This window comes from Streptomyces wedmorensis (assembly GCF_000716445.1).
GTDB classification, from domain to species: Bacteria; Actinomycetota; Actinomycetes; order Streptomycetales; family Streptomycetaceae; genus Streptomyces; species Streptomyces wedmorensis.
This window is the reverse complement of the sequence record NZ_JNWK01000071.1, coordinates 1-17,490: the sequence shown is the minus strand read 5'-3', so window position 1 is coordinate 17,490 and position 17,490 is coordinate 1. Positions and strand designations below refer to the sequence as shown.

Below are 17,490 nucleotides of genomic sequence, written 5' to 3'. Positions count from 1 at the left end.
CGGGCAGCGCGGGCGTCAACTGGCCGTCATGGCTTCGGGGCGCCCTGCTGCTGCCCGCGCGAGCCGGCCAGGTCAGGCTCAGCAGTCGTAGCGATGGGTGTACGGGGTGTCGGGGCAGCGGCGACAGACGAAGAAGTACATGCCGCCGAGGTCGCCCAGGCACATGTCGTGCCCGAACGTGTCGAGGGCGCCGGGATCGGCCTCGACACGCCAGGACGGGGTCGCGTCGTGGCGCGGGTCCCGGTCGTCCAGGGGGAGCCAACGGCCCACGCCCGGTTCGGTCGCGGTGACGCTGAGCAGGCGCTCCATGCGGGTGCCGCAGTCGGCGCAGTCCGGCCAGTCAGGCTGCTGGGTCCATGCCGGGTAGCCGCCGACCTTGCTCTGCTGCGTGGTGGCCACTTCGAAGTAGTCGTAGCCCCGCTCCTCCTTGAGGGCCTCGAACCGTTCCTCGAGCAGGGCACCGAGCCCCTCCGGCAAGTCCCAGTTCGGATACTCCACGGCCGTGGTGGGCGACAGTGTGCACGGGCGAGGCAGATAGTCCCCCTCCGCGGTGTGCGGGCGCGGCGGTTCCCCGGCAACCGCGCCGGCGGCCGTCACCACCGCGCTGCGCCAGTGGAGCCGTGGGTTGGCCGCGTACTGCCCGTCCTCGTGTACGAGCGGGCACCACAGGATCTGCAACAGATCGGTGCCTGCGGGGAAGACGAGGCTGGGCACATCCCATGCGTACAACTGGACCACCGGGACCATCGCGACCGGTTCGGGCCCGACGGGCGGGGCGAGCGGCTTGTAGTGATCCTGCGCGGCACACATCGGCCAGGGCTCGTCGGCCGGCCACAACAGCGGACCACCGATGGAACTGTCACCCGGGCCCGGTTGCCCAACCCGGGGGTAGAGCAAGGTGACCCCGCGGGCCGTGCCGGTCAGCTCCGGGAAGACAGCCTCGACGTCGAATGGGACCGGCGCCAGCAACCGGGGCGTGGCCGGCCGGGCCCCGACGGCGTCTTGCTGCGTGTGCCATGACGGCATGAGGTCTCCTGCTGGTGGTCGTCGTCCGCCACCGACCCTAGCCCTCGCCCCTGACAGCCAACTCAGCGCGCCCCACCCCGTCCCAACAGCCGTTCTCCTCACCGCGCGCGGGGAGCGGTGATTCACCGCGCTGAGGAGCGGCTGCCCTTACGGGACATCCCACATGGGCACCAAGCGAGGCAGAGCGAAGCCCTCGCTTCGCCGGGCCTCGTCGGAACGCATCCGCCGAGAACTCGGTCGCACCTCCGGCCGGCTCACCTGTTCCGCGTCCGTGACAAGCCGGCGAGGAGTGCGCCGGCGCCCCATGGCATCTGCCATGCAGGCGGCACAGGGGCGCTGGTCACCCTGGACCCGAGGCACCGCGGTCTGTTGGACGTCGCCGCGTACTCATGCCGCTACGAGGTCGACCACCCGGACCTCTCCCCCGACCCGCTCCGCTTCCACGGGGACCGTCGTGGTCGTCACCTTCACCCGCTGGGCCTTCCGTCCTCTCGTCTTCATGCCGTGTCCACAAGCACGAGGAGCGGAAAGGCCCCAGTGCCCTTTCCTGTCGGCGCATGTTGCATGCGTTGAGGGCGGTGCGAGCGGGGCATATGCCGACGGATGCTTCGTGCACGCCTCTGGCGTACCCGACCGGCCCGGTGGCAGGGTGAACGCAGCGGACACATCCCCCGATGCGACACCGCACCGGCCCCACCCTGCGTCGCCCGCAAGGGCGGGGCCGCGCCCGCCTCCCGGCTCCCCACGGGAGGCTTCAGGCGCGCACGGCGTTCACCGGATCTGCTTCCGGGCCCGCACAGCGGAGCGCTTCTTGGCGGCGCGGCAGTCGGGGCACCGGCACGTGTGGACGCGATAGGTCGTGGGGGCTCGTAGTGCGATCCCGGGTCGTGCAGGTCGGCGCGGTCGCCCCCCGCCACCGGGAAGGCCGACGGGAAGCGGGGACGGGCTGGATCACGGCGGAGGGGTGGCCGTCGGCCGATGGCCGATGGCCGACCTTCCGCCGTGTTCGCCGGGCAGGGGCACTACTTCTGCGCGTGCGCCCCCAGCATGCCCACCACGTTGAGGAACACGTACGTGCCGAAGACGCAGAAGAACACGCGCCATGCGGTGCCCTTGATCTTCCATCGCTCAGTCACATAGCCCGCATCGTGGTTCTCGTTCTCGTTCTGGTTCTGGTTCTGGTTCTGGTTCTGGTTCTCATTGTGGGTCTCGCCGCTCAAGACAACTTCCCTCCGAGGGGCGGGATTGACAGCCCCGCGCCCGCGCCCGCGCCTATTAAATCCAAAGTCGATTCGAGTTCGAATCTAACGGTCGGTGCGCCACGCCGCCCGCGACACGGAGGTCGCCGCGTGTGTACGCGGTGCCCGCAAGAACGGGGAGGGCCTTGGCCGGCCCCGCTCATGATTTCGACTCCCTTCACCGACCTCTTCGGCGTGGATCATCCGATCGTCTGCGGCGGCGTGACCGGCGTGGGACCGCCGAGCTCATCTCCACCGTGGCCGAGGCGGGCGCCCTCGGGTTTCTGACGGCGCTCACACAGTCCACGCCGGAGGTCCCTCTCGCGCGAGATCGCGCAGTGCCGGGAGATGACCGACAGGCCGTTCGGCGTCAACCTGACCATCCTGCCCACCCTCAAGCCCGTGCCGTACGCGGAGTACCGCGCGGCCGTCGTCGAGAGCGGCGTGACGGTGGTCGAGACGACCGGGAGCAATCCGGCGGAGCACGTGGCGGCGTTCAAGAACACGGGGGTGAAGGTGATCCACAAGGCGGTGACCGTGCGGCACGCCCTCAAGGCGCAGGGCCTCGGTGTGGACGCGGTGAGCATCGACTGCTTCGAGTGTGCGGCGCATCCGGGCGAGGAGGACATCCCCGGGCTCGTCCTCGTGCAGTCTGCTTGCCTTCTAACTTCCGCTGTCAGCCTGGACGGTCTCGTCGTCAGCAACGGAAATGACTTGCCCAGTCCAAGTCCACGGTTCCTGGCGGGGGTCCCACATCACCTCCACGGTGGTGTCGTGGAGGGCACGGGCAAGTTCCTTCAGGTTCGCGGCAGCAGCAGCCAGCGCCACTTCGGGATCGAGCAACTCTGTGCTGAGACGTCCGCAGACCATGCCGCCTTCGACGGTGCGGATGCTGTGGCCCCAGCCCTCCGGCGTCGCCAGCAAGATGATCGTCTTCGGTAAACCGAAGGGGGGCCGCTTCTTCCTCTGACGCCTAGCCATGCAGCCATCCAACATGACGGGACGCAGAGCCTGGGAGTCGGCTTCCGAGACATCCCCCCGCACGTGCGAAGAGAGCGGTCGAGGCGCTCGATGCTGGACGCGAATGCTGGATCGGCCCCACGCAGCCGGGAGCAGACAGCCCACGTCTCCCCATCCCCGTCACCTTTCCCGTGGCTCCGCAACGGGGCCTCCGGCCTTCGGGTCCGGCATGACTTCCCCCTCCTGTCATTGATGATCCGGAGGGTGGTGTCACCGGGCCCGGAGGCATCGACGGACCGCTGATGAGGGGCTTGAGCAAGCGGCGCGGTGACCGCACCGGTCGAGGCCGCCCCATCGGCTCCGTACGACTCCGATCACGGTGACCCGGCGCTGCAGCGGGCCCTCACCGACCTGGTGGCGGCTCCGGGAGACCCGCCCGGTGCGAGCGCCGTCCTGACGAGTACGGCGTACGACGGGCCTACCGGGCCGGCACGGCCGAGGTCGGCACGGATGGCGCGCCCCGGCCCCGCGACCACATGCGCGTCGCGAGTGTGGCCAAGGCCTTCAGCGGCGCGGTCGCGCTGAGTCTCGTGGACCGACCGCCTTGAACCTGGACGACACGATCGGACAGCGCCTGCCCCATCTGCTCACCGGCTGAAACGCGGTGACTTTGCGTCAACTCCTCAACCACGACAGCGGACTTCCGGACTTCGGCAAGAGCAAGGCCTTCCAGGACACCGTCCGGGCTGACCCCGCCACCACCTCGACTCCCGTCGCCTCCTCGACTTCGTGGCCGGTCAGAGTCTGCTCTTCCCGCCGGGCAGCCGGTGCTGACCCCCGCCACCCGCCACGCCCGACAGGACTTCCTCCCCGGCGGCGCCTCCGAACCGGCCGGCCCCGGTGCCAACGCGGCGGGCATGGGTCCGTTCCCCTACACCGCCCGCTGCGGCGCGGTCCTCGGACACGCCGGCAACACCCTGGCTACACACAGCTCGCCGCCGCCACCCGCGACGGCCGGCGCTCGGTGACGGTCTCCGTCACCAGCCAGGTCACGCTGAACCCGGCCCTCCTGACGCGTCCAGGTGCCACCGAGGAACGCTTCTCTGCGCCCTGCTTGACGACCGGAGCCCGGCGCCCTGGGGCTCCCGGCCGTAGCCGTCGCCGCGGCCGCCGGCCGTGCGTTCACGGTGCGTTCCGGTAGGCGCGACCCGGCTGAGGTGTGTCGGGGGCGAACAGCTGGGAGACGGTGACGGGGGTCAGCCCTCGGCGGCGCAGTCCGTCGATGATGGCGGGCACGGCCGGGACGGTGCCCGGGTAGACGTCGTGGAGCAGGATGATGCCGCGGGGAGCCGCGCCGGCGAGGACGCGCCGGGTGATGAGCTCGGGGTCGTGGTCGCGGTAGTCCTTGGCCGTGACCGTCCACAGGATCTGCGCGAGCCCGAGCGAGCGGCTGACCTCCGCCACCCGTTGGTCGGTACGGCCCTGTGGTGGCCGCATCAACGTCGGGGGGCGCCCGGTGAGTTGCTCGATCTGCCCCTGTACGAGGGTGAGTTGGCGGCGGATCTCGGCCTCCGGGACCTCGGTCAGCCGGGGATGGCTCCAGGTGTGGTTGGCCACCTCGTGCCCCTCCCCCACCTCTCTGCGTACGAGGTCGGGGAAGCGGGCGATGCCGCTCTTCCCGATGAGGAAGAAGGTGGCGTTGACCCGCTTGGCCTTGAGGATGTCCAGGAGTCGGGCCGTGTAGGGGCCAGGGCCGGCGTCGAAGGTCAGGGCCACGCAGCGAGCCTTGCGGCAGTCCACCGGATGGGGCTCGATACGGGACGGAGTGGGCGACGGCTTCGGTGGCACCGTGGACGGAGTGGTGGCCGCAGGAGCGGTCGGGGTCGCCTGACGTGCGGTCACGTGGGTGGGCTGGGCCGTGCCGCAGGCGGCCAGAACGGCACAGGTGACGACGGTGACGACCGAGTGCTTCAAGCGGGGGAGCGTGCTCACACGAGAGCTCTATCAGGCGTTCGACCCTCGACAGGCACCCGACACGGTGCGTGATACGGCGATCGGGTGTCACACGGCCGTCGCGCTGCGACGCCCGGGTGTCTCGCGCAAACGGGTCGGGATGCCAAGGCCGCCGAAATCGACGATTCGGGCAGTGAGCCCTGGGCTGATTCCGCCCACCTCCGTCGAGCGAAGCCGATCGCATGCAGCGGCCCGACGCACGGAAGAGGCGTCGTGACATCGCCGACCCGCATTCCCTGGAAGGCGGAGGCTTCGTCCCTGTCGAAGGCCCGTCCCCGACGGGCGGACCGGTGAAGGCCCGGGCACATGGGCGAGGCCGTGCGCGAGCTGCCGGGCACGCTGCAGGCGTCCCTGGAACCCGTCACGGAGGTGGCCCGTGCCACTCACCAGTAGCTGCGCAAGGCACGGCCGGACGTCATCACGGTCGAGTTCGGGGTCGACCTGGCGTTCGAGGCCGGGACGGTGATCACGAAGAGCCGGGCCGAAGGCCATTTGAAAGCGACGGTGTCCTGGCAGTGGGAGGCCCTCGAGCATCCCTCGCCCACGGACGAGTCCGGAGGCTGATCCCCGATGCCAGGCGACGAGACGGAGAAGAACGGCGCCGGTGGTACGGCGGGATTCCCCCGTCACGTCGCACAGATCCTCGGACCGGACGCGAGGGTGGCGGGCGCGGGCTTCTTGGTGACCGCGCCGGGTGAACTCACGCCCGACACCGACCTGACCGCCTTGACCAAACCCATGGGCCCCTGGCCGTACGACCGTCCCACGCATGGCGGGAGCAAACGTGATTCCCGCGGCACTGGCTACAGGTACGCCTGCCACCAGCGGTCCGTTTCGGCGCAAGCGATTTCGGCGTCGTACCGACTCACGTCGAAGTCGAAGTGGGGCTCCGGCGAAGAGCAGGGCATGCCGGCGCGAGCCGCCTACGGGACTCCCCAGTCGGACCATCGCACGATCTCGCCGAACCGCTGGACGATCACGGACTGGGTCAGCCTGCCAGTCGGGCGAGGGCCAGCGCGTGAGCGCGGTCGAGGGAGTCGGCGGCGGCGCAAGCGATGTCCGGCTGGACACCGGTGCCTTCCCAGTTCGTGCCGGAGACGGGGTTGACGGCGCGGCCGACGGGAACGGTGGCCTCCAGGTGTGGGTGCACGGTCCAGCCCTGGCAGGGGTGTGCGCCGCCGCGGGTGCGCTCGCCGACGACTACGGCGCGGCCGAGCTGCTGGAGGTCGTACGCCAGCTCCTCGGCGGCGGAGAAGGTGCTGTCACTGGTCAGCACGTACAGCGGCTTGGTGCCGCCGAAGCGCGCGCCGGGAACGTGGGGCTGGCTCCAGGACTGCTCGCTGCGCTTGCCTCCGCGCCACTGCATGGTATTGAGGTGGGTGCGCTCGTCCAGGAGGTAGCTGCAGACGAAGGCGACCGTGTCCGGGGCGCCGCCTCGGTTGGCTCGAAGGTCCACGATCAGCGCCTGGGCGCGGGAGGCCAGGGTGAGCGCGGCGTTCAGTGGTTCGGCGGCCCACTCCAGCGGGAACAGCATCGGTGCCAGCTCCACGACGGCGATGCCTCCGTCGAGCAACTCCACCCGGGGCGCACCGCCCAGCGAGGTGTCGAAGTCCCGGCGGATGGCGTCCAGGGTGGCCGCCCCCTCTGCCGGGGGCACCGGGTCGGCGTGGTGCTTCAGTCTCAGGTGTCGGTCGCCGTTGACGGACTGCAGGTCCGCGGTGACCAGCCGAGCGAGCTCCTCGGCGTCGCCGACGTCGTAGGCGCCCTCGGCGAGGCGTCGTTGCAGCAGGCCGGCGAGCTGCTCGGCTATCTCGGGGAACACGTAGTGCTCGGTCACCAGACGGACCGTCTCGTCGATGACGGGGGCCGGCAGAAGCTTCGTTGAAGTCGTCACGGCAGGAAGTAGAGCACCGCCCTTGCCAAAGCGTCAAAGACTTTAGACACTTTGGTATGCATGATCAGCCTCCCTACCTGCCGCCTCCTGAGGACGTCCTGGAGATCGGCGCACCTGAACAGTTCGCGGCGCTCTCACATCCCTTGCGTCAGCGGTTGCTCTTCGCCCTGGGCCACCGGCCCGCCACCGCCGGCCAACTTGCGGCGCAGCTCGACGCGAAGAAGGGCAACGTTGCCCACCACCTCAAAGTGCTCCGCGAAGCCGGGCTGATCCACATCGCCGAGACCCGCCAGGTCCGCGGCGGCACCGAGCAGTACCACCAGCGCACCGCCCGCCACATGGTCGTCACCGAACCCCAAGCGGCCGGCACCGCCGCGATGCTCACCGCCGTCGCCCAGGAACTGGACCGCTCCCCCGCCGAGACCCAACTGACGCTGCGCCACCTGCGCCTTGACCCGGCGAAGGCGAGAGAGCTCGGCGAGACCCTCGCCCGACTGGTCGACGAGGCCGAGGAAGACACTGAGGAACAGCCCCTGCACGGCGTGTTGGTGGCGCTTTACCAGCAGGCCGCGCCCTCCAGCACCACCAGCACCACCAGCACCACCAGCACCACCTAAGTGCTGTACCGCAAAAGTTCTCCGGGCCCTGACGGCTGGGCCATCCCATGACCGCTCGGGCAGCGCCGAGGACAACGCCGCCCAAGAACATGAGGGACACCAGATCTGACCTGGCCTGGCCAGGTCGCTATGGCCCCATGCACGCTGTGGCCGGTGTGCTCACGGCATCGGAGCCGTCCTGCACAGCCCGTTCACCGGACTGAGCCCGCGCCAGCTCGGGACTCTGGCGGAGCGAGGTGCGGGGTCCCGTTTTCGGCGGGACGGGGATTCCGTCATCGGTACGGCATGGGTACGCCTGCGGAGCGGAGTTTGGTCTCGGTGAGGGCGGTCAGGCGGGCCGCGACCGGGGCCTGGTCCTCGCGGTGGCTGTTGATCAGTTTGTACTGGGCCGATGCCTTGGCCCATGCCTGGCGGCTGGCGTGGTCTCCCAGCAGTGCGGGGTTGGCGAGGTAGCGGTCGGCCATGGCGGTCGCGAGTTCGTCGATCCTGGGGTCGTCCGGTTCCCAGGTCTCGGCCTCCCAGCCGCGCTTGGTCAAGGCGATGTACTCGGGGTCGTCCAGTCCGTGTTCGAGCTGGGTCAGGAAGCCGTCGAAGCCCTCCGGTACGAGTGCCCGGGCCAGGACGAGGGCCTCGCGTTGCGCGGCCACGTAGTCGGGGCCGAAGCCGAGGCCGGGCATCCGGTCCAGGATGGCGCAGGCGCGGTCGGGCAGCAGGGCGCGGTCGCCGTCGGCGAGTCGGTGCAGTGTGTCGCGGCGGGCGACCAGCTCGTCGATGTGTTCGGTGAGCTGCCGCTCGACGTCGGTGAGCGCGGCGCCGAACTGCGTAGCGTCGGCGTCGAGCATGGGCTCGATCTCGGCCAGTGGCACGCCTGCGGCGGCCAGTGTCCGTACCTGCACCAGCTGCAGCAGCTCGCCGGATCCGTACCGCCGGTAGCCGGAGCTGTCGCGTTCCGGCTCCGCGACCAGGCCGAGCTTGTGGTAGTGCCGCACCGTCTTCACCGTTACGCCGACGAACGCGGCCGCCTGCCCGATCGTGACTCCGTTCCTCATCAGTCCAGCTTGCCGCAGAACACCTGGTCGACGAAACGCTGTTGGGCGGTCTGGAATGCCGGTGCTATCGAAAGGTCGGCGTCGTCGACCCAGGACAGTCCGGCGGTCAGGGTCCTACTGCCGTCGGGGGTGCTGTACATCAGCGCCGCCGAGCCCATGGTGGCGCCGTTGTGGTGGAAGACGGTGCCGCCCTGCGTTTCCTGGGCGAACACCCCCAGGCCGTAGCCGACGGTCGCCTCCGGCGTGCGCATTTCGGCCAGTAGCTCGGCCGGCAGGAGCCTGCCGCCCATCAGCGCGGAGAAGTACGTGTGCAGGTCACGGGTGGTCGAGGTCATGTCTCCGCCGGCTCCGACCCAGGACGGGTTCTGCCGGGTGACATCGACCGTTCGTTCCTGCCCTCCGTCCTCGTAGCGGTAGTAGCCGTGGTTGTGCGGCTCGGGGATCTCCGGCGAGGCGCCGGGCGCCAGGGTGCCGGTCATCCCCAGCGGTCCCAGAATCAGCCGCTGCAACTCCTCCGCGAACGAACGGCCGGTGACCTTCTCGATCACCAGTCGGGCCAGCACGTAGTTGGTGTTCGCGTAGCTCCAGCCCGTACCCGGCGCGAACCGCGCCGGCTTGGACAACGACAACCGCACCAGCTCTTCGGGCAGGTAGGTCTTGAACCGGTTGTCCACCCACTCCTTGCCCTGCCACGGAACCCCTCGCGCGATCGTCCCGTCCTCATACAGCTCACCGGTGTGGTTGAAGATCCCACTGGTGTGCTGCAGCAGCATCCGCACAGTGATCCGCCGGTCGAGACCGAACTCGGGCAGATAGTCATCGGCCGGGGCATCCAGGCCGATCCCGCCCTCGGCCACCAGTAGGAGCACCGAGGTGGCGACGAAGCTCTTGGTGCTGCTGCCGATACGGAAGTGCCCGGTCGCCACCGCCTTGGCGTTCTGCCCCAGCCTGCGCACTCCGGCGCTGCCGACCCACTCCCCCTGCTCGTCGTTCACCCGGAGCTGGACCCCGACGAAACCCGACTCGACCAACTCCTCGATCGCCTCCTGCAGCTGCGGACGATCCTGCCCCTGGCCGGAAAGGTTGATGGACATGTTGCTCCCTCACATCGGTTGTACCCCGGTCGGCGTCGCGCCGATGCGATGAGCCTCCACCTTGACCCAAGGTCAACCTCAACCGTGATCCACCCCACAGCCACTTCCCGCCGGCTCCACTGCCAGAGGGAACTCTCCACCCCGCGCCTCTGGGGCGGGTGTCCAAGCCAGTCCCCCAGGGCCGTAAACAGCGAAGCTCTCCCCCGTAAAAGCCACCCCACCCGCCGGACGCAGGCGCCCACGCCGTCGACACCGTCGACGGGCCGGCTCCCCGGACACCGCAACCGCAACCGCAACCGCAACCGCAACCGCAACGAGGGTCAGTCGGTGTCCGTCGCCGCCAGTACGGTCAGCCGTCGGCGGTTCGGGGAGAGGGCGGCCAGACCGAAGTCCCAGGCCACCTGCTCGAACCACTCGGTGTCGGCGTCGAAGCCGTACCAGACGCAGTCCAGCGCCCGCGCCTCGACCTCGGCGGGGGTCGCGTCCTCGGGGCTCCCCACCAGCGCTGCCATGGACCGCCAGGTCGCCAGTCGGCCGTAGGCGCCGAAGGCGCCGTACCCGTATGCCCCTCCGGTCGATGCCGCCGCGAAGAGCACCCGCCACGCCTCGGCCGGCGTCCGCATGATGCCCGACAGACCGGAGCTCTTCTCTACGCCGGCCAGACACTCCAGCCCCAGCGTCAGAAGCGCGCCCGGGATCGCCTCGGCGTCCAGAGGCTCCGTGAGGTCGAAGACGCGAGCCTCGACCCGCCCGTTGGACTCGTCGGTCCAGGTCGCCACTGCCGCGGCCATCGCTGCGGCCTGAGCCGGCGAGGTCGTGTCGACGACCCCAGTTGTGACGGTGCCGCGGGCCGCTGCAGCGGATCTGTGGCTCGACGGCCCGTACGGCGTTGCCCAGCCGCTGCTCCCGACGCCGTGGCTGGGCAGTGCCGCCTCTGACTCGATGCCCGACAACGTCAGCGGCAGCCACGACAAGGGGTGGCCCAGCCGCTCCGGCGCGGCCGCCCAAGTGGCGATTGCCGGATTCTGCGCGACGGGCGCACCCCTGAGGACCAGTTCTTGGAGCAAGCAGCTGCGGAGCTCGTCGGAGGCGGAGCCGGTGAACGCCGGTGCCAGGTCCTCCGCCGTGTGACCGGTGGCCAACAGCGAGGCCGGGTACCGCGCCCCCTTGCCGCTGGAGTCGAACGCGGAGGCAACCAACCGCAGCGCCTGGGCGGCGTTCCCGGGGCCTGGGGTGGTGGCCAGCAGCCGCAGCAGGTGATCCAGGACCGCTTCGTACTGCCACGCCGACGGCCCTGCGGCCTTGCGTGCCGCAGAAAGCGCGATGCCGAGATCCGCGGCGAAAGCCGCCTCCCCGCGCGCGACCCGCTCATCGACAATCGCATTCACACCGGTTACGTCGGTCAGCCCCGGCAATTCCGCCACGATCTTCTGGATCTCCTCGGTCACGGTCTCGATCTTAAGCCGTGTCGCGGGGACAGGGCGGACCAGGCAACAGCGTCCGGAGTATGCGATCACGAGACATGAAGAGGAATCCACAAGGCGCGGTCTGCTTCGCTCACGGCCGGATGCACGGAGCTCGCAGGGACCGACGACAACACAGACACGAGCGTTTCCCCAGCACAGCCACCCATACCAGGAACCACCGGCATTACAAACCGAGTTCGAGCGGCCTTTCGGGAACTCCGCCCTTGATCAACTTGCTCAGCGGGCCGGCGAGATCACGCGGGCCGAAAAGATCCGGCCCCTGGTACTCGGCGACCTCCGACAAACGCCACCAGCGGAAACCCGTGATGTTCTCCGCGACCAGGTGCTCATGCGACAGCGCTCCCCGCGGCTGGAATGCCGCGGTGCGGACGAGGAAGTAGTCCTGGATGGCTCCGTCATACTCCTGTACGTAGCCGGGCTCGACCACTCTTCGATGCCACACATGAGGCGGCGGCTCCACGAGGACGAGTCCGACCTCCTCGTCCAGCTCACGGCACAGGGCCGCATAAGGGCTCTCGCCCGGCTCGATACCTCCCCCCGGAGCAGCCCAGACGACCCTCTCGGGAAGAGAGAACCGACACAGCAGGATGCGGTCCTCCTCATCCAGAATGATCGCACGAACCGAATGACGCAGGTTCAACAACACCATTGGCACAGCCTATTACCCCGTCAAGAACCGACCCGGCACTGGGCGGTCATCGCTCCCTGCATGACCCGTAAGTCAGGGCTGCCTCGATGCAGGGCCATGAAGACCAACCATCGGAATGGATCGAGGAGGGGATGCGACGAACCAGGGCAACGCTCGGACAGCCGTCCGCGAATGGCGTACGAAACGAGCACCTGACGTGTCACGTTCCAGGGGGCTCGTTTCGTCCATGCGGTGAACACCCCGCTCTCGTCGCCCGTCCGGAAGGAAAGAGACCCACATGTTCGCCGCCTACCTATGCGTCACTCTCGTCGCCTCGCTGGTCAACGGTGTGGCTGCCGTCGCCAACCTCATCGGGCACGACTACCCGAAGAGCCAGGCGGACAAGTTGGGCGTGCCCCGCTCCTGGATGCGACCGCTCGGAACGCTGCTGGGGGCGGGCGCGCTGGGGTTGCTGACCGGGTTCGCCGTGCCACTGGTGGGGGCCCTCGCCGCTGCCGGTCTCATGCTGTACTTCACCGGCGCCCTCTGGATTCATCTCCGAATCGGGGACTACGCACTGGGCCCGTGGTTCGTGTTCCTCTGCCTGCCTGCGGCCGCTTTGGCCGTGAACCTGGCCTATCACGGCCGCGTGTGAACCGGTCGCGTCGCGCGTTCCCATTCCGCAGCAATGCCCCATCGAGGACGTCGAAGACCGCCACCGCGAACGGGTGAAGGGCTCCAGCCCTCACTGCAATACGTCGGTCCTGCGGTCGCCGGCCGCATTCGATCGCCGACCGATGGCCACCGGCCTGTCGGCCGTACAGACCCGGGGCGGATCCGTCAGCGCAGGTCGAGCCGCATCACGACCCGGGGATGCCCGGCCAGCACCGAAGTGGTGTCGGCGGCATGGGTGAACCCGGCGCGTTCGAAGTTCTTCCGGATCCCGGCGTACGCCATCGTCATGTCGACCTTGGCGTCGCCGCTGTCCAGCGGGTACGCCTCGATCGCCGGTGCGCCGTGGTCTCGGGCGAACTCGACCGCACCGGCAATGAGGGCGTGCGAGACCCCCTTCTTGCGATGACCGGGGCGTACACGGATGCACCACAGCGACCAGACCGGCAGGTCGTCCACGTGCGGGATCTTGCGGCTGCGCGCGAATGCGGTGTCCGAACGCGGTGCCACGGCAGCCCAGCCGACCGGCTCGTCACCGTCGTAAGCCAGCACCCCCGGAGGGATTGCCTTCCGACACAGATCGGCGACGTACTCACCGCGGGCCGGCCCACGGAGCTCGTTGTTGAGCTTGGACGGGATCCGGTAGCTCAGACACCAGCAGACGTTGGCCTCAGGAGACTTCGGACCGACGAGCGTACGGACATCCTCGAAGACTGAAGCCGGGCGAACTGCGATGGTCATGGCGCCACGATGTCATGACGTACGGGACGACGCACACAGCCGTGGGGGCCATACGCGCGCGAACGAGGAGCATCCTCGCGGCAACTCCATGTCCTCGACGTTGATGGCGACCTTTGAGTACCGGCCGTCCCTGCTCGTCCTTGCTCGGCTCGGGTCGGCTTGGCTCGTCCTTGCTCGGCTTGGCTCGACCACGACCGCACACCTGCTCAGTGGACGTCCCCACCCACAGGTGATCGCTTCTGACGAGGCTGTGGCAGCGCTGTCTTCGGAAGATCGTGATCAAGGAAGTTGGATCGTCGTGCACGTGGCTCCGCGCACCACCTTGGCCTCGCATTCATCGGAACCGCCGGCGTTGATCGCGACGATCTCGAGGCCCCAGGCGTCTCGTGCGGCCGAGACCGGCATGCTGACGTTCTGCATGATCCTGCCCCGGTCGTCGGGCCTCAGGCTGCTCGCATAGAGGTCTGACGGGCCGTCGAGGGAGTTCCCCTCCTTGTCGACGGCGACGACGTAGACGCCGACGGTCGCCCACGTCTCGACACCGTCGGCCCGTACGCCGAAGCTCAGCTTGAGTCTCGATCTCGGTCCTTCGAGTTCGACGTTGCTGATCGTCGGTCTGCCGTTGCCGCCTGCTGCCTTGGCCGCGCCGACGACCGCCACGCTCAGGGCGACCATGTAGAGGATCACGCCGACCACCAGTACGACGGTCTCCCACAGGTTGCCCCTCTTGGTCGGGCGGATGAGCAACGCCACGATGCTGCAGACGATCGCGAGGATGGCGCAGAGCGAGGCGACGTAGATGGGCCAGGAGTCGTTGTTGAGCGCCACGAAGACGAGGTCACTCGTCAACCCAAGAGCGGTTATGACTCCGGCCACTGTGACCAGGGCCCCGGCGAGGATCTTGGCCACGTCGTCCAGCCGTTTGCCCACTCCGGCCTGAATATCGTCGAACGCTGGAGCAGTTTCGTTCCCACCACCGATCTGCTTCACGCCGTCATGCTGCCGGGTGCAGGTCTACATGCTGAGGCATGCGCGCCGACAAGTGCCCCAGGTGGAGGAAGGCCGGGTGAGGAATCGGATCTGTCTGCATGCCGGTCAGACGATGGTGAAGTGCCCTTCGTGCGGTTTTGCGGCGTCGCGTGCGCGCAGTACGTACGTGCGTGGGCCGGGCCGGCCGCTGGGGGCCGGCAAGGCGGGTGCTGCTCCTCCTGTGGACCCGGCGGTCCTTATGCGACGACGGGCTGTGCTCCCGCCTGGCCATGGCGGAACAGGTGCATCGACCGGCTACCCGACGCACCGCGGACGTCGTGGCCGCCTGCCTCGCGAACCACTCCGAGACCAAGGTGATCTGGCGGAACCGGTGCGCCACCTTCAGCCAAGCGGCCCGCCTGTGCGGTCCCCGCCGCGGCCCGGGTGCGCCGGGGCAGGCCGGACAGGACGGGCAGGACGGGCAGGACAGACAGGACGGGCAGGACGGCACCGGCGAAGACCACGGCGGGCAGCTCGTGATCTTCCTGGCGTCCAATGACGCACGGGATCACCGGGAGCGCCGTCCTCGTCTCTGCCGGCTTGCGCTGACGCCAGCGGTCTTCCCCGCTGACCACTGACCGCTGACCGCTGACCCGAAAGCGAAACGGGAGCCGCTACTCAGGTCAGCGAGGAGTGAGGAGGCAGAACTCGTTGCCTTCCGGGTCGGTCAGAACCGTCCAGGAGATGGCGGACTGGTCGATCCCGGGGTCGGAGGCGCCCAGGGCACGCAGTCGGGCTTCTTCGGCTTCCAGGTCGTCACCGGGGTAGGGGCTGATGTCGAGATGGACGCGGTTCCACACGCTCTTGGTGTCGGGGGTGCGGATGAACTCCAGGTAGGGGCCGACGCCCTTGGCGGATCGCATGGACGCGTGGTCGTCGGTGACCTCGTGCAGCGTCCAGTCCATCGCCTGGTCCCAGAACCGGGCCATCCTTCGGGGGTCGGTGCAGTCGACGACCACGGCGGCGATCGGCCCGGTGTCCTGGTAGATCGGGCGGGGCTCCAGGACGCAGAACTCGTTGCCTTCCGGGTCGGCCATGACCGTCCAGGGGACGTCTCCCTGACCCACGTCGGCGAGCGTCGCTCCGAGATCCTTCAAGCGCGCGACCAACTCCGTCTGATGGGCGGTCGAGGTGGTGGCCAGATCAAGGTGCACCCGGTTCTTCACCGTTTTGACTTCCGGGCGGGCGACGATGTCGATGCAGACGGCGACGGGGTCTGGGTACGCGAAACCCACGGGTTCGAGGTTGGTGACGCCGGGTCCCTCACTGTCGACCCCCCACCCCAGCGCCTCCGCCCAGAACCGGCCGAGCGCGGAGTCGTCTTGGGCCTTCATATTGATCTGCACGAGTCTTGTTGCCATGCCGCAGATCCTAGAAGCTGCCGCCGCCGCAGGGCGTGGGGTGCGGGGTGTGGCGAGACCGTCCGGGCGATCCGTCGGGGAAAGCGCCACACACGGTTGGGCAGGCTCTGGCCGGCGGTCAGGCGGCAACGTCGGCACGGTCCAGGACGGCGGCCATCTCGCGTTCGGGGAGCGCGGGATTGGCTCCCGCGCTGGAGGCCAGCTCGGGGACACGGAGGGCCTCCCGGAGGCGGCCAAGCGGGAGGCGGGGGTCACTGGCCGCCGCCTGGCGCGTCCAGACCTCGGGGTCGTGGCTGAGTCGTTCGATCAGTTCGGGGGTGGCGGCCGGGTCTCGGACGGCCAGCCGGCGGTAGTTCCCGTCCGGGTGGTCCGCGTAGCGCGCGGCGAGGCCGTGGCGAGGGAAGCGGGGGTGCGTCTGTGCCATCCAGGCGGAGAACGTCCCGCCGAGCCGCGCGAACACACGCATCAAGACCTCCTGCGGGGTGTCGGGGTGGTGGATGCTCAAGAGGTTCTCCACTACGGGGTCCTCGGCGCGTGCGAGCCTGCGCAGGAGGTCGGACGGCAGGTGGGGGCTCTGGGCGGCGGTGCGCCGGAGCAGCGGATGGGCGGAGGTCGCGGCCCGGCGCAGCACTTCGGGATCGGTGAGTCCGTGACGTACCCACTCCACATCCCCCCTGGCGTGGTCCCCGACCGTGAAGTCGATCGCCATGCGCTGGGGCTCGTCCAGTTCGGGCCTGAGGGAGACCGCGAGCCGTACGGCCTCGTCGGGGTCGGTGGCGAGCCGTTCCACGAGGTCGGCGGGCAGGGAGGGGTTCTCGGCCAGGGAGGCCAAGTGCGTCCGTTCGGCGACGCACCGTTCGGCGTCGGCAAGGGTGAGGAGTCCGTAGCGCAGCGCCTGGGCGGCGGCCTTCGGATCGCGGAGGAGTTCGGTGGTGAGGCGTGCGTCCCGCCGACATTCCCGAAGTACGGCGGCCCGCCGCACCTCGGAGTCGGGGTCGACCGACAGCGCCGACCGCTCGCCCGCCGGCAGGGCTTCCCATTCCCGCACCGCGATGCGGCGCGCCTCCGGTTCGCCGTGCGTGGCCAGCGAGGCCACGAATGCCGGTGTCAGATAGGGCGATTCCAGCAGGGCCGTCCGTACGGAAGGGTCAGGGTCGTCGAGGAGGCGGGCGCACACGGCGTCCGGTAGAGGTGCTACCGGCGTACGCGGGTCGGGCCACTCCGGGCCGTACGCGAGAGCTGCCCGGACCTTGGGTGAGGGGTCGTCCACGAGCCGGGCGCGCTCGGCAGGCCGGGCCCCGGCGCTCATCGCGAAGTCGATCCGAGCACGCTGGAGCGGGTGAGCCAGAATCGCCGCTATGGCCGGCTCAGGAAGTGCGGCCCGCTGCAGGACACGACGGGGCGGGCCGTGACCGCCGCCGTCGAAGGTCAGCAAGCGCAGCAGCAGCGGTGTCGGCAGTGCCGGGTTGGCGGCGACTCCGTCCAGCGCGGATGCGTGGAAAGCGACCATGATTCCCCTGCCCCTGTGCTCTGCCTCGACCCGACCGGCCCGACCGGCCCGACCGGCCCGCGGCCATGATCTCCTAGACGAGTAAGTCCGAAGTCTTCGGGCGCATGAAGCGAGGGTCTCGTTGGTCCGTTTGTGACGACAGACCTCGAAACCCTCGCGACAGCACTGTAC

At 69.3% G+C, this 17,490-nt stretch carries 17 protein-coding genes; 5 read left to right on the top strand and 12 right to left on the bottom strand.

Going from position 1 to position 17,490, the window contains the following annotated elements; genetic code table 11:
• Positions 1 to 78: 78 nt before the first annotated feature.
• Entirely contained in the window at positions 79 to 810 is a 732-nt protein-coding gene (locus OO54_RS35930) for a hypothetical protein (RefSeq protein WP_078905534.1), read from the bottom strand.
• A gap of 1,238 nt (positions 811 to 2,048) precedes the next feature.
• A complete protein-coding gene (locus OO54_RS35925) occupies positions 2,049 to 2,246 on the bottom strand; it encodes a hypothetical protein (RefSeq protein WP_033211117.1) in 198 nt (65 codons plus the stop codon).
• 366 nt (positions 2,247 to 2,612) lie between these two features.
• On the opposite strand from OO54_RS35925, the gene OO54_RS48435 reads away from it, so the two are divergent.
• Positions 2,613 to 3,206 carry an NAD(P)H-dependent flavin oxidoreductase gene (locus OO54_RS48435; protein WP_280818594.1) on the top strand — a complete coding sequence of 198 codons (594 nt, stop codon included), beginning with the start codon at positions 2,613 to 2,615 and terminating at the stop codon, positions 3,204 to 3,206.
• A 1,200-nt stretch (positions 3,207 to 4,406) separates the two neighbouring features.
• On the opposite strand, the gene OO54_RS35910 is transcribed toward OO54_RS48435, so the two are convergent.
• The gene (locus OO54_RS35910) at positions 4,407 to 5,216 is read right to left on the bottom strand and encodes a polysaccharide deacetylase family protein (protein WP_399524109.1); all 810 of its coding nucleotides are present in this window, start codon (positions 5,214 to 5,216) and stop codon (positions 4,407 to 4,409) included.
• A 414-nt stretch (positions 5,217 to 5,630) separates the two neighbouring features.
• Here OO54_RS35910 and OO54_RS47860 point away from each other — a divergent pair, with 414 nt between their 5' ends.
• Positions 5,631 to 5,801 carry a CU044_2847 family protein gene (locus OO54_RS47860; RefSeq protein ID WP_324611707.1) on the top strand — a complete coding sequence of 57 codons (171 nt, stop codon included), beginning with the start codon at positions 5,631 to 5,633 and terminating at the stop codon, positions 5,799 to 5,801.
• Positions 5,802 to 6,225: 424 nt separating this feature from the next.
• Here OO54_RS47860 and OO54_RS35900 read toward each other — a convergent pair whose 3' ends face one another.
• A complete protein-coding gene (locus tag OO54_RS35900; RefSeq protein WP_033211116.1) occupies positions 6,226 to 7,131 on the bottom strand; it encodes a S41 family peptidase in 906 nt (301 codons plus the stop codon).
• 56 nt (positions 7,132 to 7,187) lie between these two features.
• On the opposite strand from OO54_RS35900, the gene OO54_RS35895 reads away from it, so the two are divergent.
• A complete protein-coding gene (locus OO54_RS35895; RefSeq protein WP_033211114.1) occupies positions 7,188 to 7,748 on the top strand; it encodes an ArsR/SmtB family transcription factor in 561 nt (186 codons plus the stop codon).
• 272 nt (positions 7,749 to 8,020) lie between these two features.
• On the opposite strand, the gene OO54_RS35890 is transcribed toward OO54_RS35895, so the two are convergent.
• The 4 genes from OO54_RS35890 to OO54_RS35875 all read right to left on the bottom strand — a co-directional run bounded on the left by OO54_RS35890 (position 8,021) and on the right by OO54_RS35875 (position 12,027).
• Positions 8,021 to 8,797, bottom strand: coding sequence for a MerR family transcriptional regulator (locus tag OO54_RS35890; protein ID WP_033211113.1), 777 nt, complete (start codon positions 8,795 to 8,797; stop codon positions 8,021 to 8,023).
• Positions 8,797 to 9,891 (bottom strand): serine hydrolase domain-containing protein, encoded by a 1,095-nt coding sequence (locus OO54_RS35885; protein ID WP_033211110.1) that lies wholly within the window; start codon positions 9,889 to 9,891, stop codon positions 8,797 to 8,799. The genes OO54_RS35890 and OO54_RS35885 overlap by 1 nt, the downstream gene beginning before the upstream one ends.
• Positions 9,892 to 10,211: 320 nt before the next feature.
• Positions 10,212 to 11,339 carry a DUF6183 family protein gene (locus OO54_RS35880; protein ID WP_033211109.1) on the bottom strand — a complete coding sequence of 376 codons (1,128 nt, stop codon included), beginning with the start codon at positions 11,337 to 11,339 and terminating at the stop codon, positions 10,212 to 10,214.
• Between the two features lie 202 nt (positions 11,340 to 11,541).
• On the bottom strand, positions 11,542 to 12,027 hold the full coding sequence (locus OO54_RS35875) for an NUDIX hydrolase (RefSeq protein ID WP_033211108.1): 486 nt from the start codon (positions 12,025 to 12,027) through the stop codon (positions 11,542 to 11,544).
• Positions 12,028 to 12,304: 277 nt separating this feature from the next.
• Here OO54_RS35875 and OO54_RS35870 point away from each other — a divergent pair, with 277 nt between their 5' ends.
• Positions 12,305 to 12,661 (top strand): DoxX family protein, encoded by a 357-nt coding sequence (locus tag OO54_RS35870; protein WP_033211107.1) that lies wholly within the window; start codon positions 12,305 to 12,307, stop codon positions 12,659 to 12,661.
• 185 nt (positions 12,662 to 12,846) lie between these two features.
• On the opposite strand, the gene OO54_RS35865 is transcribed toward OO54_RS35870, so the two are convergent.
• Together OO54_RS35865 and OO54_RS35860 are read right to left on the bottom strand one after the other, a co-directional pair.
• Complete coding sequence (locus OO54_RS35865) at positions 12,847 to 13,419, bottom strand: GNAT family N-acetyltransferase (protein WP_017238049.1); 573 nt, start codon at positions 13,417 to 13,419, stop codon at positions 12,847 to 12,849.
• Between the two features lie 279 nt (positions 13,420 to 13,698).
• Complete coding sequence (locus OO54_RS35860; protein WP_157856575.1) at positions 13,699 to 14,409, bottom strand: hypothetical protein; 711 nt, start codon at positions 14,407 to 14,409, stop codon at positions 13,699 to 13,701.
• A gap of 269 nt (positions 14,410 to 14,678) precedes the next feature.
• Here OO54_RS35860 and OO54_RS35855 point away from each other — a divergent pair, with 269 nt between their 5' ends.
• Entirely contained in the window at positions 14,679 to 15,026 is a 348-nt protein-coding gene (locus OO54_RS35855) for a hypothetical protein (RefSeq protein ID WP_157856574.1), read from the top strand.
• 45 nt (positions 15,027 to 15,071) lie between these two features.
• On the opposite strand, the gene OO54_RS35850 is transcribed toward OO54_RS35855, so the two are convergent.
• Both OO54_RS35850 and OO54_RS35845 read right to left on the bottom strand, forming a co-directional pair.
• Positions 15,072 to 15,809 carry a VOC family protein gene (locus tag OO54_RS35850; protein WP_033211104.1) on the bottom strand — a complete coding sequence of 246 codons (738 nt, stop codon included), beginning with the start codon at positions 15,807 to 15,809 and terminating at the stop codon, positions 15,072 to 15,074.
• 118 nt (positions 15,810 to 15,927) lie between these two features.
• Entirely contained in the window at positions 15,928 to 17,319 is a 1,392-nt protein-coding gene (locus tag OO54_RS35845; RefSeq protein ID WP_033211103.1) for a hypothetical protein, read from the bottom strand.
• Between the last annotated feature and the right edge of the window lie 171 nt (positions 17,320 to 17,490).

Excerpts from the sequence above, each read along its gene's own strand:
- OO54_RS35875 (WP_033211108.1), bottom strand. The coding sequence starts at position 12,027 with ATGGTGTTGTTGAACCTGCGTCATTCGGTTCGTGCGATCATTCTGGAT.
- OO54_RS35850 (WP_033211104.1), bottom strand. The coding sequence starts at position 15,809 with ATGGCAACAAGACTCGTGCAGATCAATATGAAGGCCCAAGACGACTCC.
- OO54_RS35895 (WP_033211114.1), top strand. The coding sequence starts at position 7,188 with ATGCATGATCAGCCTCCCTACCTGCCGCCTCCTGAGGACGTCCTGGAG.
- OO54_RS35865 (WP_017238049.1), bottom strand. The coding sequence starts at position 13,419 with ATGACCATCGCAGTTCGCCCGGCTTCAGTCTTCGAGGATGTCCGTACG.
- OO54_RS48435 (WP_280818594.1), top strand. The coding sequence starts at position 2,613 with ATGACCGACAGGCCGTTCGGCGTCAACCTGACCATCCTGCCCACCCTC.
- OO54_RS35885 (WP_033211110.1), bottom strand. The coding sequence starts at position 9,891 with ATGTCCATCAACCTTTCCGGCCAGGGGCAGGATCGTCCGCAGCTGCAG.
- OO54_RS35855 (WP_157856574.1), top strand. The coding sequence starts at position 14,679 with ATGGCGGAACAGGTGCATCGACCGGCTACCCGACGCACCGCGGACGTC.
- OO54_RS35870 (WP_033211107.1), top strand. The coding sequence starts at position 12,305 with ATGTTCGCCGCCTACCTATGCGTCACTCTCGTCGCCTCGCTGGTCAAC.
- OO54_RS35890 (WP_033211113.1), bottom strand. The coding sequence starts at position 8,797 with ATGAGGAACGGAGTCACGATCGGGCAGGCGGCCGCGTTCGTCGGCGTA.
- OO54_RS35930 (WP_078905534.1), bottom strand. The coding sequence starts at position 810 with ATGTGTGCCGCGCAGGATCACTACAAGCCGCTCGCCCCGCCCGTCGGG.
- OO54_RS35845 (WP_033211103.1), bottom strand. The coding sequence starts at position 17,319 with ATGGTCGCTTTCCACGCATCCGCGCTGGACGGAGTCGCCGCCAACCCG.